Genomic DNA, 16071 nt, shown 5'->3' with positions numbered 1-16071 from the left:
CTGCAGGACGCCTGCTGTCGTGCCGGCTCGGCGCCGGGATCGCGGCGGCCTCCTGCAAGGACGCCGGCGGGTGCTCGCGCGCCACAGTCCGCGCCCGGTTTGGCCGCCGAACGTCAGCGCAGGCCGTACTGCGCCTTGAGCCGCTGCACGCTGGCGTCCTGTTCGACGAGGAAGCGGTCGAAGCGGCGGATCAGTTCCGGGTGGCGGTAGCTGCTCAGGTGGAAGCTGGTGTAGGTCAGCGGCAGTTGCTGGTCCAGCTGCAGGTAGTCGCTGGCCAGGCCCATCTCGCCGAGCTGGTAGCGCACCACCTGGGGGTTGGCGTAGAGCGCATCGAGCCGGCCGCGGGCGACCATCCGGATCAGGCTCTGGATGTCCTGGGTCTCCACCAGGTTCACCCCGCCCTTGGCCAGTAGCGGCTGCCAGGCCTCGGCGGTGAAGCCGCGCACCGTGCCGAGCTGGCGCACCCGGGCCAGGCCCTGGCCTCGCCGCTCGGCGAGCACCAGGGTGCCGTCGACGATCTGCGCGGCGGCATCGCTGTAGTGCAGGCGCCGACCGGTCTTGGCCTGGCGCGCCCAGGCCGGGTTGTCGGGGAATAGCAGATCGAGGCTCTGCTCGTCGAGCAGGTTGCGGTACAGGCGGTTGATCGGCTGCGGCAGCAGTTCCAGGGTCAGGCCCTCGTGCTCGGCGAAGGCCTGCAGCAGGTCGAGGCAGTAGCCTTCGGGCGGGCTGCCGGCGACGGCGCGGTAGTAGGGGAAGTAGTCGTGCAGCTCGATACCGACGCGCAGCGTCTCGCCCTGGCCCAGATTGGCCAGCAGTGCCAGAGCCAGCAACAGCCAGCGTTTCATGCGTTTCTCCCCGCCCCTCGCCGTAGCAAGCTTAGCCCAGGGTGCGCCGTTCAGGCGTGGCTCAGGTACCAGCGCCAGTCCTGCTCGCCCACCTCGCCCATGAACTGGCGGTACTCGGCCCATTTGATCGCCAGGAACACCTTGAGGAACTCCTCGCCCAGCGCCTGTTTGGCCCAGGCGGAGTTCTCCAGCGCGCGCAGCGCGGTGAGCCAGTCGGTGGGCAGGGTCTCGCGCGCCTGCTGGTAGCCGTTGCCGATGATGGCCGCCCCCGGGTCGATCCGCTCGCGGATGCCCTTGTGGATGCCGGCGAGGATCGCCGCCGCGGCCAGGTAGGGGTTGGCGTCGGCGCCGCAGATGCGGTGCTCGACGTGGCGACTCTTGGCCGGCCCGCCCGGCACGCGGAACGACACGGTGCGGTTGTTCACCCCCCAGCTCTTGGCCAGCGGCGCGTAGCTGTTGGCCTGGAAGCGGCGGAAGGAGTTGGCGTTGGGGCAGAAGATCGCCAGGGCGTCGTCGAGCGTGGCCATCATCCCGCCAATCGCATATTTCAACAGCGGCGTGCCCTGCGGGTCTTCGCTGGCCATGAGATTGTTGCCGTCCGCGTCGGCCAGCGACACGTGCATATGCAGGCCGCTGCCGGCCTGGTCGCCGAACGGCTTGGCCATGAAGCAGGCCTGCAGCCCGTGCTTGTTGGCCACGCCCTTGACCAGGCGCTTGTAGCGCACGCCTTCGTCCACCGCCTGCAGCGCGTCGAAGCGGTGCTCCAGGGTCAGCTCGAGCTGGCCGGGGGCGTATTCGGAGATCGCCGTGCGCACCGGCAGGCCCTGCGCCTCGCAGGCGGCGTAGAGGTCGTCGAGGAACGGCTGCAGCTGCTCCAGCTCGTACACGCCGTAGACCTGCGGTGCCTGCGGGCGCACACCGTTCATCTGCAGCGCCGGTTGCGGCCGGCCGCAGGCCGAGCGGGTCTTGTCCAGCAGGTAGAACTCCAGCTCCACCGCCATCACCGGGTGGTAGCCGTCGGCCTTGAGCGCCTCGATGGCGCGCACCAGCACGTGGCGTGGATCGCCCGGGGTGGCCGGCATGCCTTCGGTCGGGTGCATGCTCACCTGCAGCTGGCCGGTGGGCACCGCGCGCCAGGGTTGCAGGCACAGCGAGCCGGGGATGGGGTAGGTCCAGCAGTCGGCATCGGCCACTTCCCAGACCAGGCCGCTTTCTTCGACGTCCTCGCCCTGGATGGTCAGCGACAGGATCGAGCTGGGCAGCGGCCGGCCGTGCTCGTAGATGGCCAGCAGCTCGTCGCGGTGCAGCAGCTTGCCGCGCGGGATGCCGTTGGCGTCGATCAGCATCAGCTCGATGCTGCGTACCTCGGGGTGGCGTTCGAGGAAGTCGCGGGCTTCCTGGGGGTTGGCGAATTGCATGGTGGTCTCTCACCTGATGGGCACGTTGTGCACCGGGGCGTAGGGTGGATGGCGCTTTATCCATCCACCGGGTATCGGTGGCCTGTTGGTGGATGAAAAGAGCGTCATCCACCCTACGGTTTTATTCGCGGGCGCCGGGAATGGCCAGCAGCTCGGTGAGGGCCTGGTCGAGCATGCCTATCAGCTGGTCCACATCCTGCTCTGTGGTCGAGGGGCAGCACAGGGTCATATTGTGGAAGGGGGTGATCAGGATGCCGCGGTTGATCAGGTACAGGTGCAGGGCCATCTGCAGCTCGTCGTGGAACGCCGCCTCGGCCTCGGCGCCGGTGCGCGGCGCGGTGGCGCAGAACTGGAATTCGCAGCGCGCGCCCAGCTCGGTCACCGACCAGTTCAGCGCGTGCTGGCCGATCAGGCGGCGAAAGCCCGCCGCCAGTCTGGCGGCCAGGGGCAACATATGGGCGTAGGCGGCCGGGGTCATCACCTGTTCCAGGTTGGCGCGCATGCAGTGCATGGCCAGGGCGTTGGCCGACAGCGTGGTGCCCATGCCGCTATGGCCGTGACCCTGGCTGTCTGCGCTGGCGCGCTGGCGCGCGGCGGTCATGGCGTCGGCCATCGCCGCGCTGCAGCCGAAGATGCCGCAGGGCACGCCGCCGGCGATGGGTTTGCCGACCACGAAGAAGTCCGGCTCGAGATCCCAGAGTTTGGTGCAGCCGCCGATATCGGTGGAGATGGTGTGGGTTTCGTCGATGATCAGCAGGCTGCCGTACTTGCGCGTGAGTTCCCGGCACTGCTGCATGAAGCCCGGATCGGGCAGGACCATGCCGATATTGGTCATGGCCGGCTCGCAGAGCAGGGCGCAGATGTCGCCCTGGGCCAGCGCGGCCTCCAAGGCGGCGACATCGTTGAACGGGATCGAGCGGCTGTACTGGGTCAGGTCGTAGGCCTGGCCGACCAGCCCGGAGCGGGCCACGGTCTGGCCGTCTCTGTGGCGCACCATCACGTCGTCCACCGTGCCGTGGTAGCAGCCGTCGAATACCAGCAGGGTCTTGCGCTGGGTAATGGCGCGGGCCCAGCGCAGCACATAGCGATTCGAGTCCGTTGCCGTGGCGGTCACCTGCCAGTAGGGCAGGCCGAAGCGCGCCGCCAGCAGCTCGCCGCAGACCACGGCGTCCTCGCCCGGCAGCATGGTGGTCAGGCCGTTGTTACCCTGTTCGGCGATGGCCGTGGCGATCGGGTCCGGCGAGTGGCCGAACATGCTGCCGGTGTCGCCCAGGCAGAAGTCGATGTACTCGTGGCCGTCGACGTCGTAGAAGCGCGCGCCCTTGGCCCGCTCGACGAACAGCGGCACCGGCGTCGACCAGTCGGCCATCCAGTGCATCGGCACGCCGCCGTACAGCGAATGCCGCGCGCGCTCGGCCAGGGCGACGGACTTGGGGTTGCGGGCCAGGAACAAGGCGCGCTCGGCGGCGGCGAAGCGTTCCACGGCGGCGGGGCTGATAGCGCTGGCGGTCATCTGGGCATACCTCGGTAAGAATCTGGCGGCATGATATTTTGTGATCACATATTAGTAAATGATGTCGATGAATCCGCTATATTTCGCCGATATACGGTTTTTTAGTGATCACAAATAAGGTGCGCCAGTTCGTCGCTTAGGCACAAAGCGGCGTCTGGAGTACACTCGTGCACATTTTTCACGGAGGCCGCCATGCGTGACTGTAGCCTGACCCTTGCCCAACTGCCGGCGCCGCCGCTGGAGGTGCTCGATGGCCGATAACCTGCAGGAGCAGCTGTACCAGAAGATTCGCGAGGGCCTGCTGGCCGGGCGTTTCCAGCCCGGCGAACGGCTGAAGATCCGCGACCTGGCGGCGCAGTGGGGCACCAGCCCGATGCCGGTGCGCGCGGCGTTGCAGCGGCTGGTGGCCGAGGGCGCGCTGGAGGGCGAGCCGCAGCGTTCGGTGCGGGTGCCGGCGATGACCCGCGAGCGCTACGAGAACATCTTCCAGGTGCGCCTGGGCCTGGAAGGGCTGGCGGTGGAACTGGCCACGCCGCGCCTGCAGGCGGCCGATCTGGCCCTGCTGCGCGACTGCGTGGCGCGCATGGATGCGGCCATCGAGCAGCGTCAGGTGCAGGACTACCTCCGCGCCAACAGCCAGTTCCACCTGCACCTGTACGCCGCCTGCGGCAACCCGGTGCTGCTGCGCTCGATCGAGTCGCTGTGGTTGCAGATCGGCCCCTTCTTCAACCGCCTGTTCACCGGCGCCGACCTGTCGCTGCGGCTCAATGACTTCCACGAGGACGCTTTCGCCGCCATCGAGGCCGGCGACGCCAAGGCCGCGCGCCAGGCGATGGAGCAGGATCTGCTGTACTTCGCGCGCTTTTTGCTCAACCTGCTGGCGCTGGAGCAGGGCGAGGGATGAGGCGCTGCCCCCCAACGGCGTCGGGGGAGTCCTGCAGGCGGGGTTAGCCGCCAGCATGGTCAGTGGGGCGGGCGGCACTTTCGCGGCGGGGTGACCCAGCGCCGCTGCCCGGCCCTCAGCTTTCCAGCCAGACGTCGCGGCACCAGTGCCACACCGAGTCCCAGCTCTCGTCGGTCAGCTCGCCCTCGTCGCCGTCCCACAGCCAGACCTGGCCTTCCACGTCCACCGCATAGTAGTCGCGGCCGCTCTGGCACAGCGGCACCAGGTCGCGCGGCAGGCCCAGGCTCCAGGCCTCGGCGGCCACTTCCGGCAGGTAGGTGTGCGATTGCGGGTCGCTGGCGGTGACCGGCTCCAGGCGGCCGTAGACCACGTCGCTGACCTTGAGCAGGAACTCGCGCAGCTCGAAGGGCAGGTGGATGAGGATCTGCTCCTGGATCTCCACCAGGGTTTCCTCGTCCGGCAACTCCAGCGGCACCGGCACCGGTTCGTTGAGTTCGCGCAGCTGTTCGATGACTTCTTCCACGGTGGCAACCTCCTGATCAATGCGGCGGGCTTTATACCCCAACAGCCTGCTGGGGCGGTATCGGTGCGCGACGGCTTCAGCCGGCGTGGAAGAAGGCCAGCTTGTTGCCGTCCGGATCGCGGAAGTAGCCGATATAGAAGCCGGGCATGCGTTCGCCCGGTGCGCCTTCGTCGCTGCCGCCGAGGCTCAGTGCCTTGGCGTGCAGTTCGTCGACCTTGGCCCGCGAGCCCGCCACCAGGGCGGTCATGCAGCCGTTGCCGACGCAGGCCTGCTCCTGGTCGTAGGGCAGGCAGACGCCGAACATCGGCTGCTTCATGCTGGTGCCGAACAGGGTCAGCCGGCCGATATCCACCAGCGGCTTGGCGCCAAGGCCGGCGAGCAGCTCGCCGTAGAAGGCCTTGGCCTTGTTCAGGTCGTGGGTACCGACTGTGGTGTATCCGATCATCCGCGCGTGCTCCTCGAGGTAGGCGCTATCACTCTAGCCGAAAGTCGACGGGCAAAAGAAACCCGGGACAAGCCCGGGTTGCTGTGTTGCGCGGCGCGATCAGTTCTGGCGGATGCCGGCGATCAGCCAGGGCTGGTTGTCGCCCTGGGCGCGTTCCAGGCGCCAGCTTTCGCTGAACGGCTCGCCCTGGTCGAAACGCGAGGTCTTGGCCACGCCGCTGAAGGTCAGGGTGGCGGTGGTCTTCTCGGCATTGTCGTCGACGCCGTCCAGCTGCACGGCCAGCTCGTCGATGTAGGTGGACTGGAAGCCCTCGCCCAGTTCGGCACGCTCGCGTTTGAGGAAGTCCAGCAGCTGCGGGGTGACGAACTCGGCGATCTTGTCCATCTCGTCGGCGTCCCAGTGCTGCTGCAGGCTGAGGAAGTGCTCGCGCCCGGCGGCGATGAAGCTCTGCTCGTTGAACCAGGCCGGGGCGTTGATCACCGGACGGGCCGCGGCAGCGGCGTTGCCGCCGAAGATCGAGGTCGGCGCGGCGCTGGCCGGCATTTCGCGCTGGTAGGGCGCGCCGGCGGCGGCGACTTGCGGCTGCTGGCGGGCGCGACGGGCGGCGAGGAAGCGGAACAGCAGGAAGGCGATCAGGCCGAAGATCAGCATGTCCATGATCTGCAGGCCTTCGAAACCGTCACCCATGAACATCGAGGCGAGCAGGCCGCCGGCGGCCAGACCGGCCAGCGGGCCGAGCCAGCGCGAAGCGCCGCTGGCGGCGGCCGGTTGGCGACCGGCGGTCGGGGCGGTGGCGGCCGGCTGCGTGGGCTGGGCCTGACGGGTCTGGTGGCTGGGCGCGGAGCCGAACGACTTGCCGCCGCCGAAGCGCTTGGCATGGGCCTCGAAGCTGAAGGTCAGGGCCAGGCACAGGACCATGGCGATACTGAGGAAACGCTGCATCACGGTTTTCTCTCTGGTGGAAAGGCGTGGCGGCATCTTGCCCGGCATGGGCGGCGATGACCAGTGACAGAATGTTTCCGGCTTTTGCTTTGCGCCGCGACGGTGCAGCATGGCGGTCGATTCGAGCCTGTCCGGAGCCGCCACCTTGTATCAGCCGAAAGCCTTCGCCGTGAGCGATCTTGCCGCCCTGCACCAGTTGATCGAGCAGAGCCCGCTGGCGACCCTGGTCAGCCCGGGCGCAAACGGCCTGCAGGCCAGCCATCTGCCGTTGCTGCTGGTGGCGCAGGAGGGCGAGTTCGGCACCCTCTACGGTCATTTCGCCCGGGCCAACCCGCAATGGCGCGAGCTGAACGGCGACGCCGAGGCGCTGGCGATCTTCCAGGCCGGCGAGGCCTACGTCAGCCCCGGCTACTACCCGAGCAAGGCCGAGCACGGCAAGGTGGTGCCGACCTGGAACTACCAGGCGGTGCACGTGCGCGGCCGGCTCGAGGTATTCGACGAGCGCGAGCGCCTGCTCGATCTGGTCGGCCGCCTCAGCGCCCATCACGAGCGGGGGCGGGCGCAGCCCTGGGCGGTAAGCGATGCGCCGGCCGACTATATCGACAGCATGCTGCGCGCCATCGTCGGCTTCGCCCTGCCGATCCGGCGGATCGAGGGCGTGCGCAAGCTCAGCCAGAACAAGGGCGCCGCCGACTTCGCCGGCGTGCGCGAGGGTTTGGCGCAGTCGTCGCGGGCGGAGGAGCGGCGGATCGCCGAGGCGATGGCGGGTCTGAAGCGCTAGGCTGTCGCCGGGCCGCCCAGGCGGTGCGCATCACGGCCTTGTCGGGATTGCGCCCCGGTGTGCGGTTGCTCCTGTAGCCGGATGCAATCCGGGCCTGTGCACGAGGATTTCCGCGCCGCGCATGCGCGCCATTTCCCCTTCAGCGGCGCAGCAGCAGGGCCAGCGCGCCGCAGCGCAGCTGGCCGCGCAGGAAGGCGCGGAATTCGGCGGCGTCTTCCTCGGGGTGGCGCAGCCAGTGCACGAAGCTGCGCAGGTAGGCGCCGGTGAGCAGGGTCTCTTCGGCGATGCGGCGCAGGTGCAGGGTCTCCCGCCCGGCGGCCTCGCGCCACCACTGCACGGTGCGGCTGACGCGCATCAGGCCGAGCAGCTGCAGGTGGATATGCCCGGGCTCGAGCTTGTACAGCAGCATCTGCCCGGTCACCGCGCGGTGCGCGGCGAGGCTGTCGAGCCAGGCCAGCAGGCAGGCTTCCAGGCGCTGTTCGGCGTTCAGTTCGGCGAGGTCGGGCTGGCGTGCGCGGGCCAGCATGGCCAGGTCGGCGCGGTCGAACCAGGCTTCGACCAGGGCGTCCTTGTCGCGATAGTGCGGGGCGATGTCGTCCAGTCCGGCGCCGAGGGCGGCGGCCACTTCGAACAGGTGCAGGCGCTCCCAGCCGCAGACGTCGGCCAGCTGCAGGGCGCTGTCGAGGATGCGGGCGGGGGTGAGGGCGGCTTTCTTCATCGGTTCACCTCGCCTTCGAGTATGGCCGCGCCGCCGCCACCCAGGGCCTGAAACGACAAACGGAAGCCGAGGCTTCCGTTTGCGGGCATGTCATCCGGGCTACGCAGTTCGTAGGGTGGATCACGCTTCACCGATCCACCGTTTGGTGGATGTGGAAAGCGACAGCTACGCGCCCCGATCCACCCTACGCTTGTCCGGCTGCGACGCTCGCCTCAGCGCCAGTTGTACAGCTCTTTCTCCGAGACTGAATGCATCGGCGCGGCGAGGGCCTGGAAGGCCTTCATCGAGGCCCAGATGCGGCCGTTCAGCTCGCTCTGCGCGGCCAGCTCGCCGAGCACCACATCGGCCTCGCGCTGCATGGCGTCGAGCACCTCGTCGGGAAAGCGCTTGAGCAGGGTGCCGCTCTTCTTCAGCTGATCCAGGGCCAGGGCATTGTGGTAGACGTAGTCGTCGAGCATGTCCTGGCTGGCGCCGCGGGCGGCCTCGGTGAGGATCGCCTGCAGGTCGGCCGGCAGGCTGTCCAGGGCCTTCTGGTTGACCAGCAGCTCGAGCACTGCCTGTGGTTCCTGCCAGCCCGGGTAGTAGTAGTACTTGGCCGCCTGCTGCAGGCCGAAGGCCTGGTCGTTGTAGGGGCTGACCCAGTCGGTGGCGTCGATGGCGCCGGTCTGCAGGGCGGTGAACACCTCGCCGCCGGGGATGTTGACGGTGATCGCGCCGAGCTTGGCCAGCACCTCGCCGCCCAGGCCCGGGGTGCGGATCTTCAGGCCCTTGAGGTCGTCCAGCGAGTTGATTTCCTTGTTGAACCAGCCGCCCATCTGCATACCGGTGTTGCCGACCACGAAGGGCTTCACCCCGTGCGGCGCATAGGCCTCGTCCCACAGCGCCTGGCCGCCGCCCTTGCTCAGCCAGGCGTTCATTTCCAGGGTCGACAGGCCGAACGGCACCGAAGTGAAGAACTGCGCGGTGCTGACCTTGCCCTTCCAGTAGTAGGCGGCGCCGTGGCCCAGCTCGGCGGTGCCGCGCGACACGGCGTCGAACACCTCCAGCGGCGGCACCAGTTCGCCGCCGGCGTAGACCTTGATGGTCAGGCGGCCGTCGCTCATGGTCTTGACCCGTTCGGCCAGGCGCTCGGCGGCGGTGCCGAGGCCGGGGTAGTTCTTCGGCCAGGCGGTGACCATCTTCCACTGGTAGGTCTGCGCCGGGGCGGCGGCCTGCTCGCTGCCGGCCTGGTCGTCCTTGCAGCCGGCCAGGCCGAGGGCGGCCAGCAGGGCCGCGGTGGCGGTGAAGAGATGACGGCGATTCATCGGGGCTTCCTTATTGTGGGTTCTCAATCCCGTGGTCCGGAGGCGAATCGGGACGATGGTCAAAGCGCCTCCAGCTTGGCGTAGCTGAGCATCAGCCACTTGCTGCCTTCGCTTTCGAAATTCACCTGCACCCGCGCCTGCGCGCCGGCACCCTCGAAATTGAGGATGGTGCCCTCGCCGAACAGGCTGTGACGCACGCGCTGGCCCAGGTTGAAGGGGGTCTGCGGCACGGCGCTGCCGGCGAACAGGCTGCCGCCGCCCATCGCACTGGTGCTCATGGGCCGGCTGACGCTGTTGGACAGGCGCACTTCCTGAATCAGCGGTGCGGGGATTTCGCGGACGAAGCGCGACACCTTGTTGTAGGTCTCGCTACCGTAGAGACGCCGGGTCTCGGCGTAGCTGATCACCAGCCTGTGCATGGCACGGGTAATGCCGACATAGGCCAGGCGGCGTTCTTCTTCCAGGCGGCCCGGTTCTTCCAGGCTCATCTTGTGCGGGAACAGACCCTCTTCCATGCCCACCAGGAACACCAGCGGGAATTCCAGGCCCTTGGCGCTGTGCAGGGTCATCAGTTGAATACTGTCTTCGTTCTCGGCGGCCTGGGTGTCGCCGGCCTCCAGCGAGGCGTGGGTGAGGAAGGCCTGCAGCGGGGTCAGCTCGTCGTCCTCATCGTTCTCGAAGGTGCGCGCGGCGCTGACCAGTTCCTCCAGGTTTTCCACCCGGGCCTGGCCCTTCTCGCCTTTTTCCGCCTGGTGATAGGCGAGCAGGCCGCTCTGCTCGATGACGGTCTGGGTCATCAGGTGCAGGGGCATGGCCAGGACCTTCTCGGCCAGGGTCTCGATCAGCTCGATAAAGCCGGCCAGGGCAGTGGAGGCGCGTCCCGGCAAAGCCTTGCCCGCCAGCATCAGGCGAATCGCTTCCCACATGTGCACGTCGTGGGCGCGGGCGTATTCGCGGATGCTCTCGATGGTCTTCTCGCCGATGCCGCGCGCCGGCACGTTGACGATGCGCTCCAGCGCCGCGTCGTTGCCGCGGCCGTCGAGCAGGCGCAGGTAGGCCATGGCGTTCTTGATCTCGGCGCGCTCGAAGAAGCGCTGGCCGCCGTAGATGCGGTAGGGGATCTTCTCGCGCAGCAGCGCCTCTTCCAGCACCCGCGACTGGGCGTTGGAGCGGTAGAGGATGGCGATCTCGCTGCGCTTGAGGCCTTCCTTGCGCAGCGCGTCCTCGATGCTCTCGACCACGTAGCGCGCTTCGTCGTGCTCGTTGAACGCGGCGTACAGCGCCAGCGGCTCGCCGTCGTCGCCGTCGGTCCAGAGTTCCTTGCCCAGGCGCCCCTGGTTGTTGGCGATCAGCGCGTTGGCGGCCTTGAGGATGCCGGCGGTGGAGCGGTAGTTCTGCTCCAGGCGGATCAGCTGGGTATCGGGGAAGTCGCTGGAGAACTGCTGGATGTTCTCGATCCGCGCGCCGCGCCAGCCGTAGATCGACTGGTCGTCGTCGCCCACCACCATCAGGCTGTCGCCGCCCTGGGCCAGCAGGCGCAGCCAGGCGTACTGCACGGCGTTGGTGTCCTGGAACTCGTCGACCAGGATATGGCGGAAGCGCCGCTGGTAGTGCTCGAGCAGGCCCGGCTTGTCGCGCCACAGGTCGAGGGCGCGCAGCAGCAGCTCGGAGAAGTCGATCACCCCGGTGCGCGCGCAGGCCGCCTCGTAGGCCTCGTAGATGCCGCGCATGGTGGCCAGGAACAGGTCGCCGCCGGCCTGGATATGCGCCGGGCGCAAGCCCTCGTCCTTCTGCCCGTTGATAAACCACTGCGCCTGCTTGGCCGGCCAGCGCTGCTCGTCCAGGCCCAGCTCGCGGATCACCCGCTTGATCAGGCGCTGCTGGTCGTCGGAGTCGAGAATCTGGAAGTTCTCCGCCAGCCCGGCTTCCTGCCAGTGCGCGCGCAGCAGGCGATGGGCCAGGCCGTGGAAGGTGCCGACCCACATGCCGGCCGGGTTGTGGCCGAGCATCTGCTCGATGCGCGCGCGCATCTCGGCGGCGGCCTTGTTGGTGAAGGTCACCGACAGGATCGAATGGGGCGAGGCGCCCACCGCCTGGATCAGCCAGGCGATGCGGTGCACCAGCACGCGGGTCTTGCCGGAACCGGCGCCGGCCAGCACCAGTTGGCGCCCCAGCGGGGCGGCCACGGCCTGGACCTGGGCGTCGTTGAGAGAAGCGATCAGGAGTTCGGGGTCGTTTTGCATCGCGGCATTCTAGGGGGCGCGGCCACGTCGGGCAAACCGCGCGCGGCGCACGGCGGCAGCTGACGACCGGCGGGTCAGCGCGGCGACCGGCGAACCAGGGCGGCGGCGGCGCGGACGGCCCGTCGAAAGTTAGGCGCGAGCGGGTGAAATTGGTCACATCTTGGTTGGGCGATGCGTCTGTCTCGGGTATTCTGCCGCGACGCCTAGGCACCATTACAAGAAAATCGCCTATGACCGCCACCACTAGCGCCGTAGTCCCTGAAGTGACGCTGGATCCGTACGCGGCCGAACAGCTGTTCGCCACGGATATCGCCGTCGAACGTACCCGCCTGCTCTACCAGGGCTCGCGCCTGCCCACCCTGTTGATGCTGCTCACTGGCCTGGCCTGTGCCTTCCTGTTATGGAGCGAGCAGCGCGCGCCGCTGCTGGCCGCCTGGCTGGGCTGGATGGTGCTGCTGGTATTGCTGCGCCTGGTGCAGGTCAAGGCCTTCGACGCCGCGCTGCCCAGCCGCCAGGCCGAAGCCCGCTGGCGCCGGCGCTTCCTGATTGGCGCCGGTGCCTCGGGGCTGACCCTGGCCTTCGCCGCCATCGTCCTGGTGCCGGCCGATGCCTTCTATCAGCAGGCGCTGCTCTACGGCCTGATCGCCGCGGCGATCCTCTCCGCCAGCGTCGCCTACGCCGTCAGCCTGCCGGCCTTCCTCACCTTCGCCTTGCCCTGCCTGCTGCCCTCGGTGACCTTCCTGCTGGCTGAAGGCAACAACCTGCAGCGCGGCTGGGGCGGGCTCGGCGTGATCCTCTCGCTGGCCTTGCTGGTGGTGGCCTGGCAGGTTAACCGCCTGGTCCAGCGCAGCCTGCTGCAGCGCTTTCACAACCAGGCGCTGATCGCCAACCTGGAGCACGCCAAGCTGCGCGCCGAGGGCCTCAACGAGGAGCTGGCGCGCGAGGTGGAACAGCGCCGGCGCGCCGAGCGCGAGCTGCGCGGCGCCCATGGCGAGCTGGAAATGCGCGTGGCCGAGCGCACCCTGGAACTGGACGAGGCGACCCACGCCCTGGGCAAGAGCCAGGCGCGCCTGGCCCTGGCCCTGGAGGCCAGCGAACTGGGCCTGTGGGACTGGGATCTGGAAAGCGACCAGGTGCACCACTCGCACCTGCGCGAGCTGTTCGGCCTGGACGCCGAGCAGGTGCAGGTGATGCTGCGCGACCTGACCCCGCGCCTGCACCCGGACGACCTGCCGACGCTGCGCCGCGCCCTGGTCGAGCATATGAAGGGGCGCAGCGACGGCTATCAGGTGGAATACCGGTTCAAGCACGCCGACGGCCACTGGCTGTGGATCGAGGACCGCGGTCGCGCGGTGGAGCGCGACGCCGCCGGGCGCGTGCGGCGCATGCTCGGCACCCGCCGCGACGTCAGCGCGCGGCGTCAGCAGGAACAGCAGCAGCGCCTGGCGGCCACGGTGTTCGAGGCGGCCAGCGAGGGCATCTTCATCCTCGACCCGGACTACCGCCTGCTGGCGGTCAACCGCGCGTTCAGCGCGGTGACCGGCTACGCCCGCGAGGAGGTGCTGGGGCGCACGGTGACCAGCCTGATCGGCAGCCGCGAGATGCGCCGCCAGTACCAGCTGATCCGCCAGGAGCTGGACGGCAGCGGCAGCTGGCAGGGCGAGCTGATCGAGACGCGCAAGAGCGGCGAGCTCTACCCGCAATGGCTGCAGCTCAACCTGGTGCGCGACGCCAGCGGGCGGCCCAGCCATATCGTCGGCTTCTTCGCCGACCTCAGCGCGCGGCGCGAGGCCGAGGAGCGCCTGCGCTACCTGTCGCACTACGACGAACTGACCGGCCTGGCCAATCGCAGCCTGTTCAGGGAGCGCCTGCACGAGGCCAGCCAGCGCGCGCGGCAGAGCGGGCGCAGCGTCGCCCTGCTGCATATCGACCTGGACCGCTTCAAGCTGCTCAACGACAGCCTCGGCCACGAGGTCGCCGACCAGCTGCTGCGGCAGATGAGCCGCCGCCTGACCCAGGCGGTGCCGGAGGCCGACTGCATCGCGCGGCTGTCCGGCGACGAGTTCGCCATCATCCTCGATGCCTACGGCAGCCTGTCCAGCCTGGCGCGGGTGGCCAGCCGGCTGCTGGCCAAGCTGCGCGTGCCGATGGACGTCGGCGGCCACGAACTGGTGGTCAGCGCCTCGCTGGGCATCAGCCTGCTGCCGGACTACGCGCGCGAGATCAGCGCGCTGATCAGCCAGGCCAACATGGCCGTGCAGCACGCCAAGCACCTGGGCGGCAACACCTTCCAGTTCTTCACCGACAACCTGCAGGCCTGCACCCTGGAGCGCCTGCAGCTGGAGAACCAGCTGCGCAAGGCGATCGAGGAGGGCCAGCTGGAAGTGTTCTACCAGCCCAAGCTGTGCCTGGCCGACGACCGCCTGAATGCCGCCGAGGCGCTGGTGCGCTGGCGCCATCCGCAGCAGGGGCTGGTGCCGCCCGGCGAGTTCATCGGTCTGGCCGAGGAAACCGGGCTGATCGCGCCGATCGGCGAATTCGTCCTGCGCCAGGCCTGTCGGCAGGCGCGCGAGTGGCAGCGCCAGGGCCTGGCGGAGATCCGCGTGTCGGTGAATATCTCGGTGCATCAGCTGCGCCAGGGCAACCTGACCAGCCTGGTGCGCCAGGTGCTGGAGGAAACCGACCTGGCGCCGCGATACCTGGAGCTGGAGCTGACCGAGAGCCAGCTGCTGGACAACGTCGACAGCGTCATCGCCACCTTCCGCCAACTGCGCGAGCTGGGGGTGAAACTGGCGATCGACGACTTCGGCACCGGCTATTCCTCGCTCAGCTACCTCAAGCGCTTCCCGGTGCACTACGTGAAGATCGACCAGACCTTCATCCGCGACCTGTCGCCGGGCGGCGAGGACGCGGCGATCACCCGCGCGATCATCGCCATGGCCCACAGCCTGGAGCTCAAGGTGGTGGCCGAGGGGGTGGAGACCCAGGCGCAGATGGATTTCCTCAAGAGCCAGCACTGCGACGAGATCCAGGGTTTCCTCATCAGCCGGCCGGTGGAGGCCGAGGCCTTCGCCGCCTTGCTGCGTGCGCAGATCGACGCCCCGGTGTACTGAGGCTGTTCCCTCCCTACCCAGGCGCCGCGGGGACGGCCGGGCCGACCGAATCAAAGATGGCTGCCGGCGTGCGCCGTCCTGGGGGATGCTGGGGGCTCCCGCTCACGACAAGGAGTTCCCGATGGCCAATGCCCCATCCCTGAGCCTTGGCCAGCGCCTGCTGCTGGCTTCGCAGCGCATGGCGCCGGTGCCGGTGAAGGCGGCCCTGGTGCAGAAGCTCGGCGCCGAGCAGGCGGCGCAGCTGTCGCCGCATCTGCCGCCGGCGCAGCTGCGCGAGCTGATCCTGGCGCTGCCCGTCGAGTTCCTCGCGCAGGTCACCACCCACCTCGACCCGCAGCTGATCCTCGGCACCTACCTCAGCCTGCCCGACAGCCTGCACCTGGAGGTGGCGCGCCGGCTCTGCGTGATCGGCGCCTTCGCCACCGCCGCGCGCTATGCCGAATGCCTGTCGGCCAGGCAGGTCAAGGTGCTGATCTACGGCATCAACGACGCCGACCATGTGCTGCAGATCGCCCGCCATATCCTCGATATCGAGCTGATCGTGCAGAGCCTGCGCAGCTTCTCCACCGCCTACCTGTGCAAGCTGACCGAGGCGGCGGCCGCCGACGACAACGTCGCGGTGTCCGCCCGGGTGCTCGCCGGCCTGCCGTTGCCGCGCCAGGCGGACGTCTGCGCCCACCTCAGACCGGCCGTGCTGCGCGAGCTGCTGCCGCAGCTGCTGGCCGCCAACCCGCAACTGCGCGACCTGCTGCCCGAACGCCTGCAGCAGACGATCCTGGCCTAGGCTGCGCCACCGACTCTCACTTGGCGAACAGCTGGCCGATATCCTTGAACGCCTTGAACTCCAGGGCGTTGCCGCAGGGATCGAGCAGAAACAGGGTGGCCTGCTCGCCGACCTGGCCGGCAAAGCGCACGTGGGGCTCGATGACGAAGGCCGTGCCACGTGCCTGCAGGCGCTCGGCCAGCGCCTGCCAGTCTTCCCAGGCCAGCACCACGCCGAAATGCGGCACCGGCACGTCGTGACCGTCCACCGGGTTGCGGTGCGCCGCCTCCTGGTGCGCCATCTTCGGCGCTTCATGGATCACCAGCTGGTGGCCGAAGAAGTCGAAATCCACCCACTGCTCGCTGCTGCGGCCTTCGGCGCAGCCGAACAGCTCGCCGTAGAAGTGCCGCGCCGCGGCCAGGTCGTACACGGGAATCGCCAGGTGAAAGGGGGCTAGGGCCATTGCGGAGTTCCTCTTGGTTGTTCGCCCCCAGCCTAGCAACAGCTAAATCGATTGAAAGCGAATATCCTTGCTCGCAAGCTCAAATAATTTTGATGG

14 protein-coding genes are annotated in these 16071 nt (G+C 68.5%); 4 read left to right on the top strand and 10 right to left on the bottom strand.

What is annotated here, in order from left to right; translation table 11 throughout:
* Positions 1–113 precede the first annotated feature (113 nt).
* The 3 genes from AC1G9C_RS24590 to AC1G9C_RS24580 form a co-directional block, all read right to left on the bottom strand.
* Positions 114–845, bottom strand: a complete 732-nt coding sequence (locus AC1G9C_RS24590) for a substrate-binding periplasmic protein (protein ID WP_480409071.1) — start codon at positions 843–845, stop codon at positions 114–116.
* A gap of 50 nt (positions 846–895) precedes the next feature.
* Entirely contained in the window at positions 896–2263 is a 1368-nt protein-coding gene (locus AC1G9C_RS24585; protein ID WP_480409070.1) for a glutamine synthetase family protein, read from the bottom strand.
* Positions 2264–2384: 121 nt separating this feature from the next.
* Positions 2385–3776, bottom strand: coding sequence for an aspartate aminotransferase family protein (locus AC1G9C_RS24580; protein ID WP_480409069.1), 1392 nt, complete (start codon positions 3774–3776; stop codon positions 2385–2387).
* Positions 3777–4026: 250 nt separating this feature from the next.
* On the opposite strand from AC1G9C_RS24580, the gene AC1G9C_RS24575 reads away from it, so the two are divergent.
* Positions 4027–4680 carry a GntR family transcriptional regulator gene (locus AC1G9C_RS24575; RefSeq protein WP_021443679.1) on the top strand — a complete coding sequence of 218 codons (654 nt, stop codon included), beginning with the start codon at positions 4027–4029 and terminating at the stop codon, positions 4678–4680.
* Between the two features lie 115 nt (positions 4681–4795).
* Here the strand turns inward: AC1G9C_RS24575 and AC1G9C_RS24570 are convergent, their stop codons facing one another.
* From AC1G9C_RS24570 to AC1G9C_RS24560, 3 genes are all read right to left on the bottom strand, one after another.
* Positions 4796–5203 carry an SMI1/KNR4 family protein gene (locus AC1G9C_RS24570; protein WP_021443680.1) on the bottom strand — a complete coding sequence of 136 codons (408 nt, stop codon included), beginning with the start codon at positions 5201–5203 and terminating at the stop codon, positions 4796–4798.
* Positions 5204–5279: 76 nt separating this feature from the next.
* Positions 5280–5648 (bottom strand): VOC family protein, encoded by a 369-nt coding sequence (locus AC1G9C_RS24565; protein ID WP_480409068.1) that lies wholly within the window; start codon positions 5646–5648, stop codon positions 5280–5282.
* A 99-nt stretch (positions 5649–5747) separates the two neighbouring features.
* Positions 5748–6590: a Tim44 domain-containing protein gene (locus tag AC1G9C_RS24560; RefSeq protein ID WP_480409067.1), complete on the bottom strand. Its 843-nt coding sequence runs from the start codon at positions 6588–6590 to the stop codon at positions 5748–5750.
* A 145-nt stretch (positions 6591–6735) separates the two neighbouring features.
* On the opposite strand from AC1G9C_RS24560, the gene AC1G9C_RS24555 reads away from it, so the two are divergent.
* Positions 6736–7371 (top strand): FMN-binding negative transcriptional regulator, encoded by a 636-nt coding sequence (locus AC1G9C_RS24555; RefSeq protein WP_480410441.1) that lies wholly within the window; start codon positions 6736–6738, stop codon positions 7369–7371.
* Between the two features lie 139 nt (positions 7372–7510).
* Here AC1G9C_RS24555 and AC1G9C_RS24550 read toward each other — a convergent pair whose 3' ends face one another.
* The 3 genes from AC1G9C_RS24550 to uvrD form a co-directional block, all read right to left on the bottom strand.
* Positions 7511–8089: a TetR/AcrR family transcriptional regulator gene (locus AC1G9C_RS24550; RefSeq protein WP_480409066.1), complete on the bottom strand. Its 579-nt coding sequence runs from the start codon at positions 8087–8089 to the stop codon at positions 7511–7513.
* Positions 8090–8301: 212 nt separating this feature from the next.
* Positions 8302–9393 (bottom strand): TRAP transporter substrate-binding protein, encoded by a 1092-nt coding sequence (locus tag AC1G9C_RS24545; RefSeq protein ID WP_480409065.1) that lies wholly within the window; start codon positions 9391–9393, stop codon positions 8302–8304.
* Positions 9394–9452: 59 nt separating this feature from the next.
* On the bottom strand, positions 9453–11636 hold the full coding sequence (gene uvrD, locus AC1G9C_RS24540; protein ID WP_480409064.1) for a DNA helicase II: 2184 nt from the start codon (positions 11634–11636) through the stop codon (positions 9453–9455).
* A gap of 230 nt (positions 11637–11866) precedes the next feature.
* On the opposite strand from uvrD, the gene AC1G9C_RS24535 reads away from it, so the two are divergent.
* Together AC1G9C_RS24535 and AC1G9C_RS24530 are read left to right on the top strand one after the other, a co-directional pair.
* A complete protein-coding gene (locus AC1G9C_RS24535) occupies positions 11867–14749 on the top strand; it encodes an EAL domain-containing protein (protein WP_480409063.1) in 2883 nt (960 codons plus the stop codon).
* Positions 14750–14870: 121 nt separating this feature from the next.
* A complete protein-coding gene (locus AC1G9C_RS24530) occupies positions 14871–15533 on the top strand; it encodes a hypothetical protein (RefSeq protein ID WP_480409062.1) in 663 nt (220 codons plus the stop codon).
* 16 nt (positions 15534–15549) lie between these two features.
* Here the strand turns inward: AC1G9C_RS24530 and AC1G9C_RS24525 are convergent, their stop codons facing one another.
* The gene (locus AC1G9C_RS24525; protein ID WP_480409061.1) at positions 15550–15975 is read right to left on the bottom strand and encodes a VOC family protein; all 426 of its coding nucleotides are present in this window, start codon (positions 15973–15975) and stop codon (positions 15550–15552) included.
* Positions 15976–16071: the final 96 nt, after the last annotated feature.

The sequence above is a fragment of the Pseudomonas sp. ABa2 genome (assembly GCF_056676075.1).
Note: the sequence above shows the minus strand (reverse complement) of the source record. Positions and strands in the feature narration are given on the sequence as shown.

Excerpts from the sequence above, each read along its gene's own strand:
- AC1G9C_RS24590 (WP_480409071.1), bottom strand. The coding sequence starts at position 845 with ATGAAACGCTGGCTGTTGCTGGCTCTGGCACTGCTGGCCAATCTGGGC.
- AC1G9C_RS24585 (WP_480409070.1), bottom strand. The coding sequence starts at position 2,263 with ATGCAATTCGCCAACCCCCAGGAAGCCCGCGACTTCCTCGAACGCCAC.
- AC1G9C_RS24580 (WP_480409069.1), bottom strand. The coding sequence starts at position 3,776 with ATGACCGCCAGCGCTATCAGCCCCGCCGCCGTGGAACGCTTCGCCGCC.
- AC1G9C_RS24575 (WP_021443679.1), top strand. The coding sequence starts at position 4,027 with ATGGCCGATAACCTGCAGGAGCAGCTGTACCAGAAGATTCGCGAGGGC.
- AC1G9C_RS24565 (WP_480409068.1), bottom strand. The coding sequence starts at position 5,648 with ATGATCGGATACACCACAGTCGGTACCCACGACCTGAACAAGGCCAAG.
- AC1G9C_RS24560 (WP_480409067.1), bottom strand. The coding sequence starts at position 6,590 with ATGCAGCGTTTCCTCAGTATCGCCATGGTCCTGTGCCTGGCCCTGACC.
- AC1G9C_RS24550 (WP_480409066.1), bottom strand. The coding sequence starts at position 8,089 with ATGAAGAAAGCCGCCCTCACCCCCGCCCGCATCCTCGACAGCGCCCTG.
- AC1G9C_RS24545 (WP_480409065.1), bottom strand. The coding sequence starts at position 9,393 with ATGAATCGCCGTCATCTCTTCACCGCCACCGCGGCCCTGCTGGCCGCC.
- uvrD (WP_480409064.1), bottom strand. The coding sequence starts at position 11,636 with ATGCAAAACGACCCCGAACTCCTGATCGCTTCTCTCAACGACGCCCAG.
- AC1G9C_RS24535 (WP_480409063.1), top strand. The coding sequence starts at position 11,867 with ATGACCGCCACCACTAGCGCCGTAGTCCCTGAAGTGACGCTGGATCCG.
- AC1G9C_RS24530 (WP_480409062.1), top strand. The coding sequence starts at position 14,871 with ATGGCCAATGCCCCATCCCTGAGCCTTGGCCAGCGCCTGCTGCTGGCT.
- AC1G9C_RS24525 (WP_480409061.1), bottom strand. The coding sequence starts at position 15,975 with ATGGCCCTAGCCCCCTTTCACCTGGCGATTCCCGTGTACGACCTGGCC.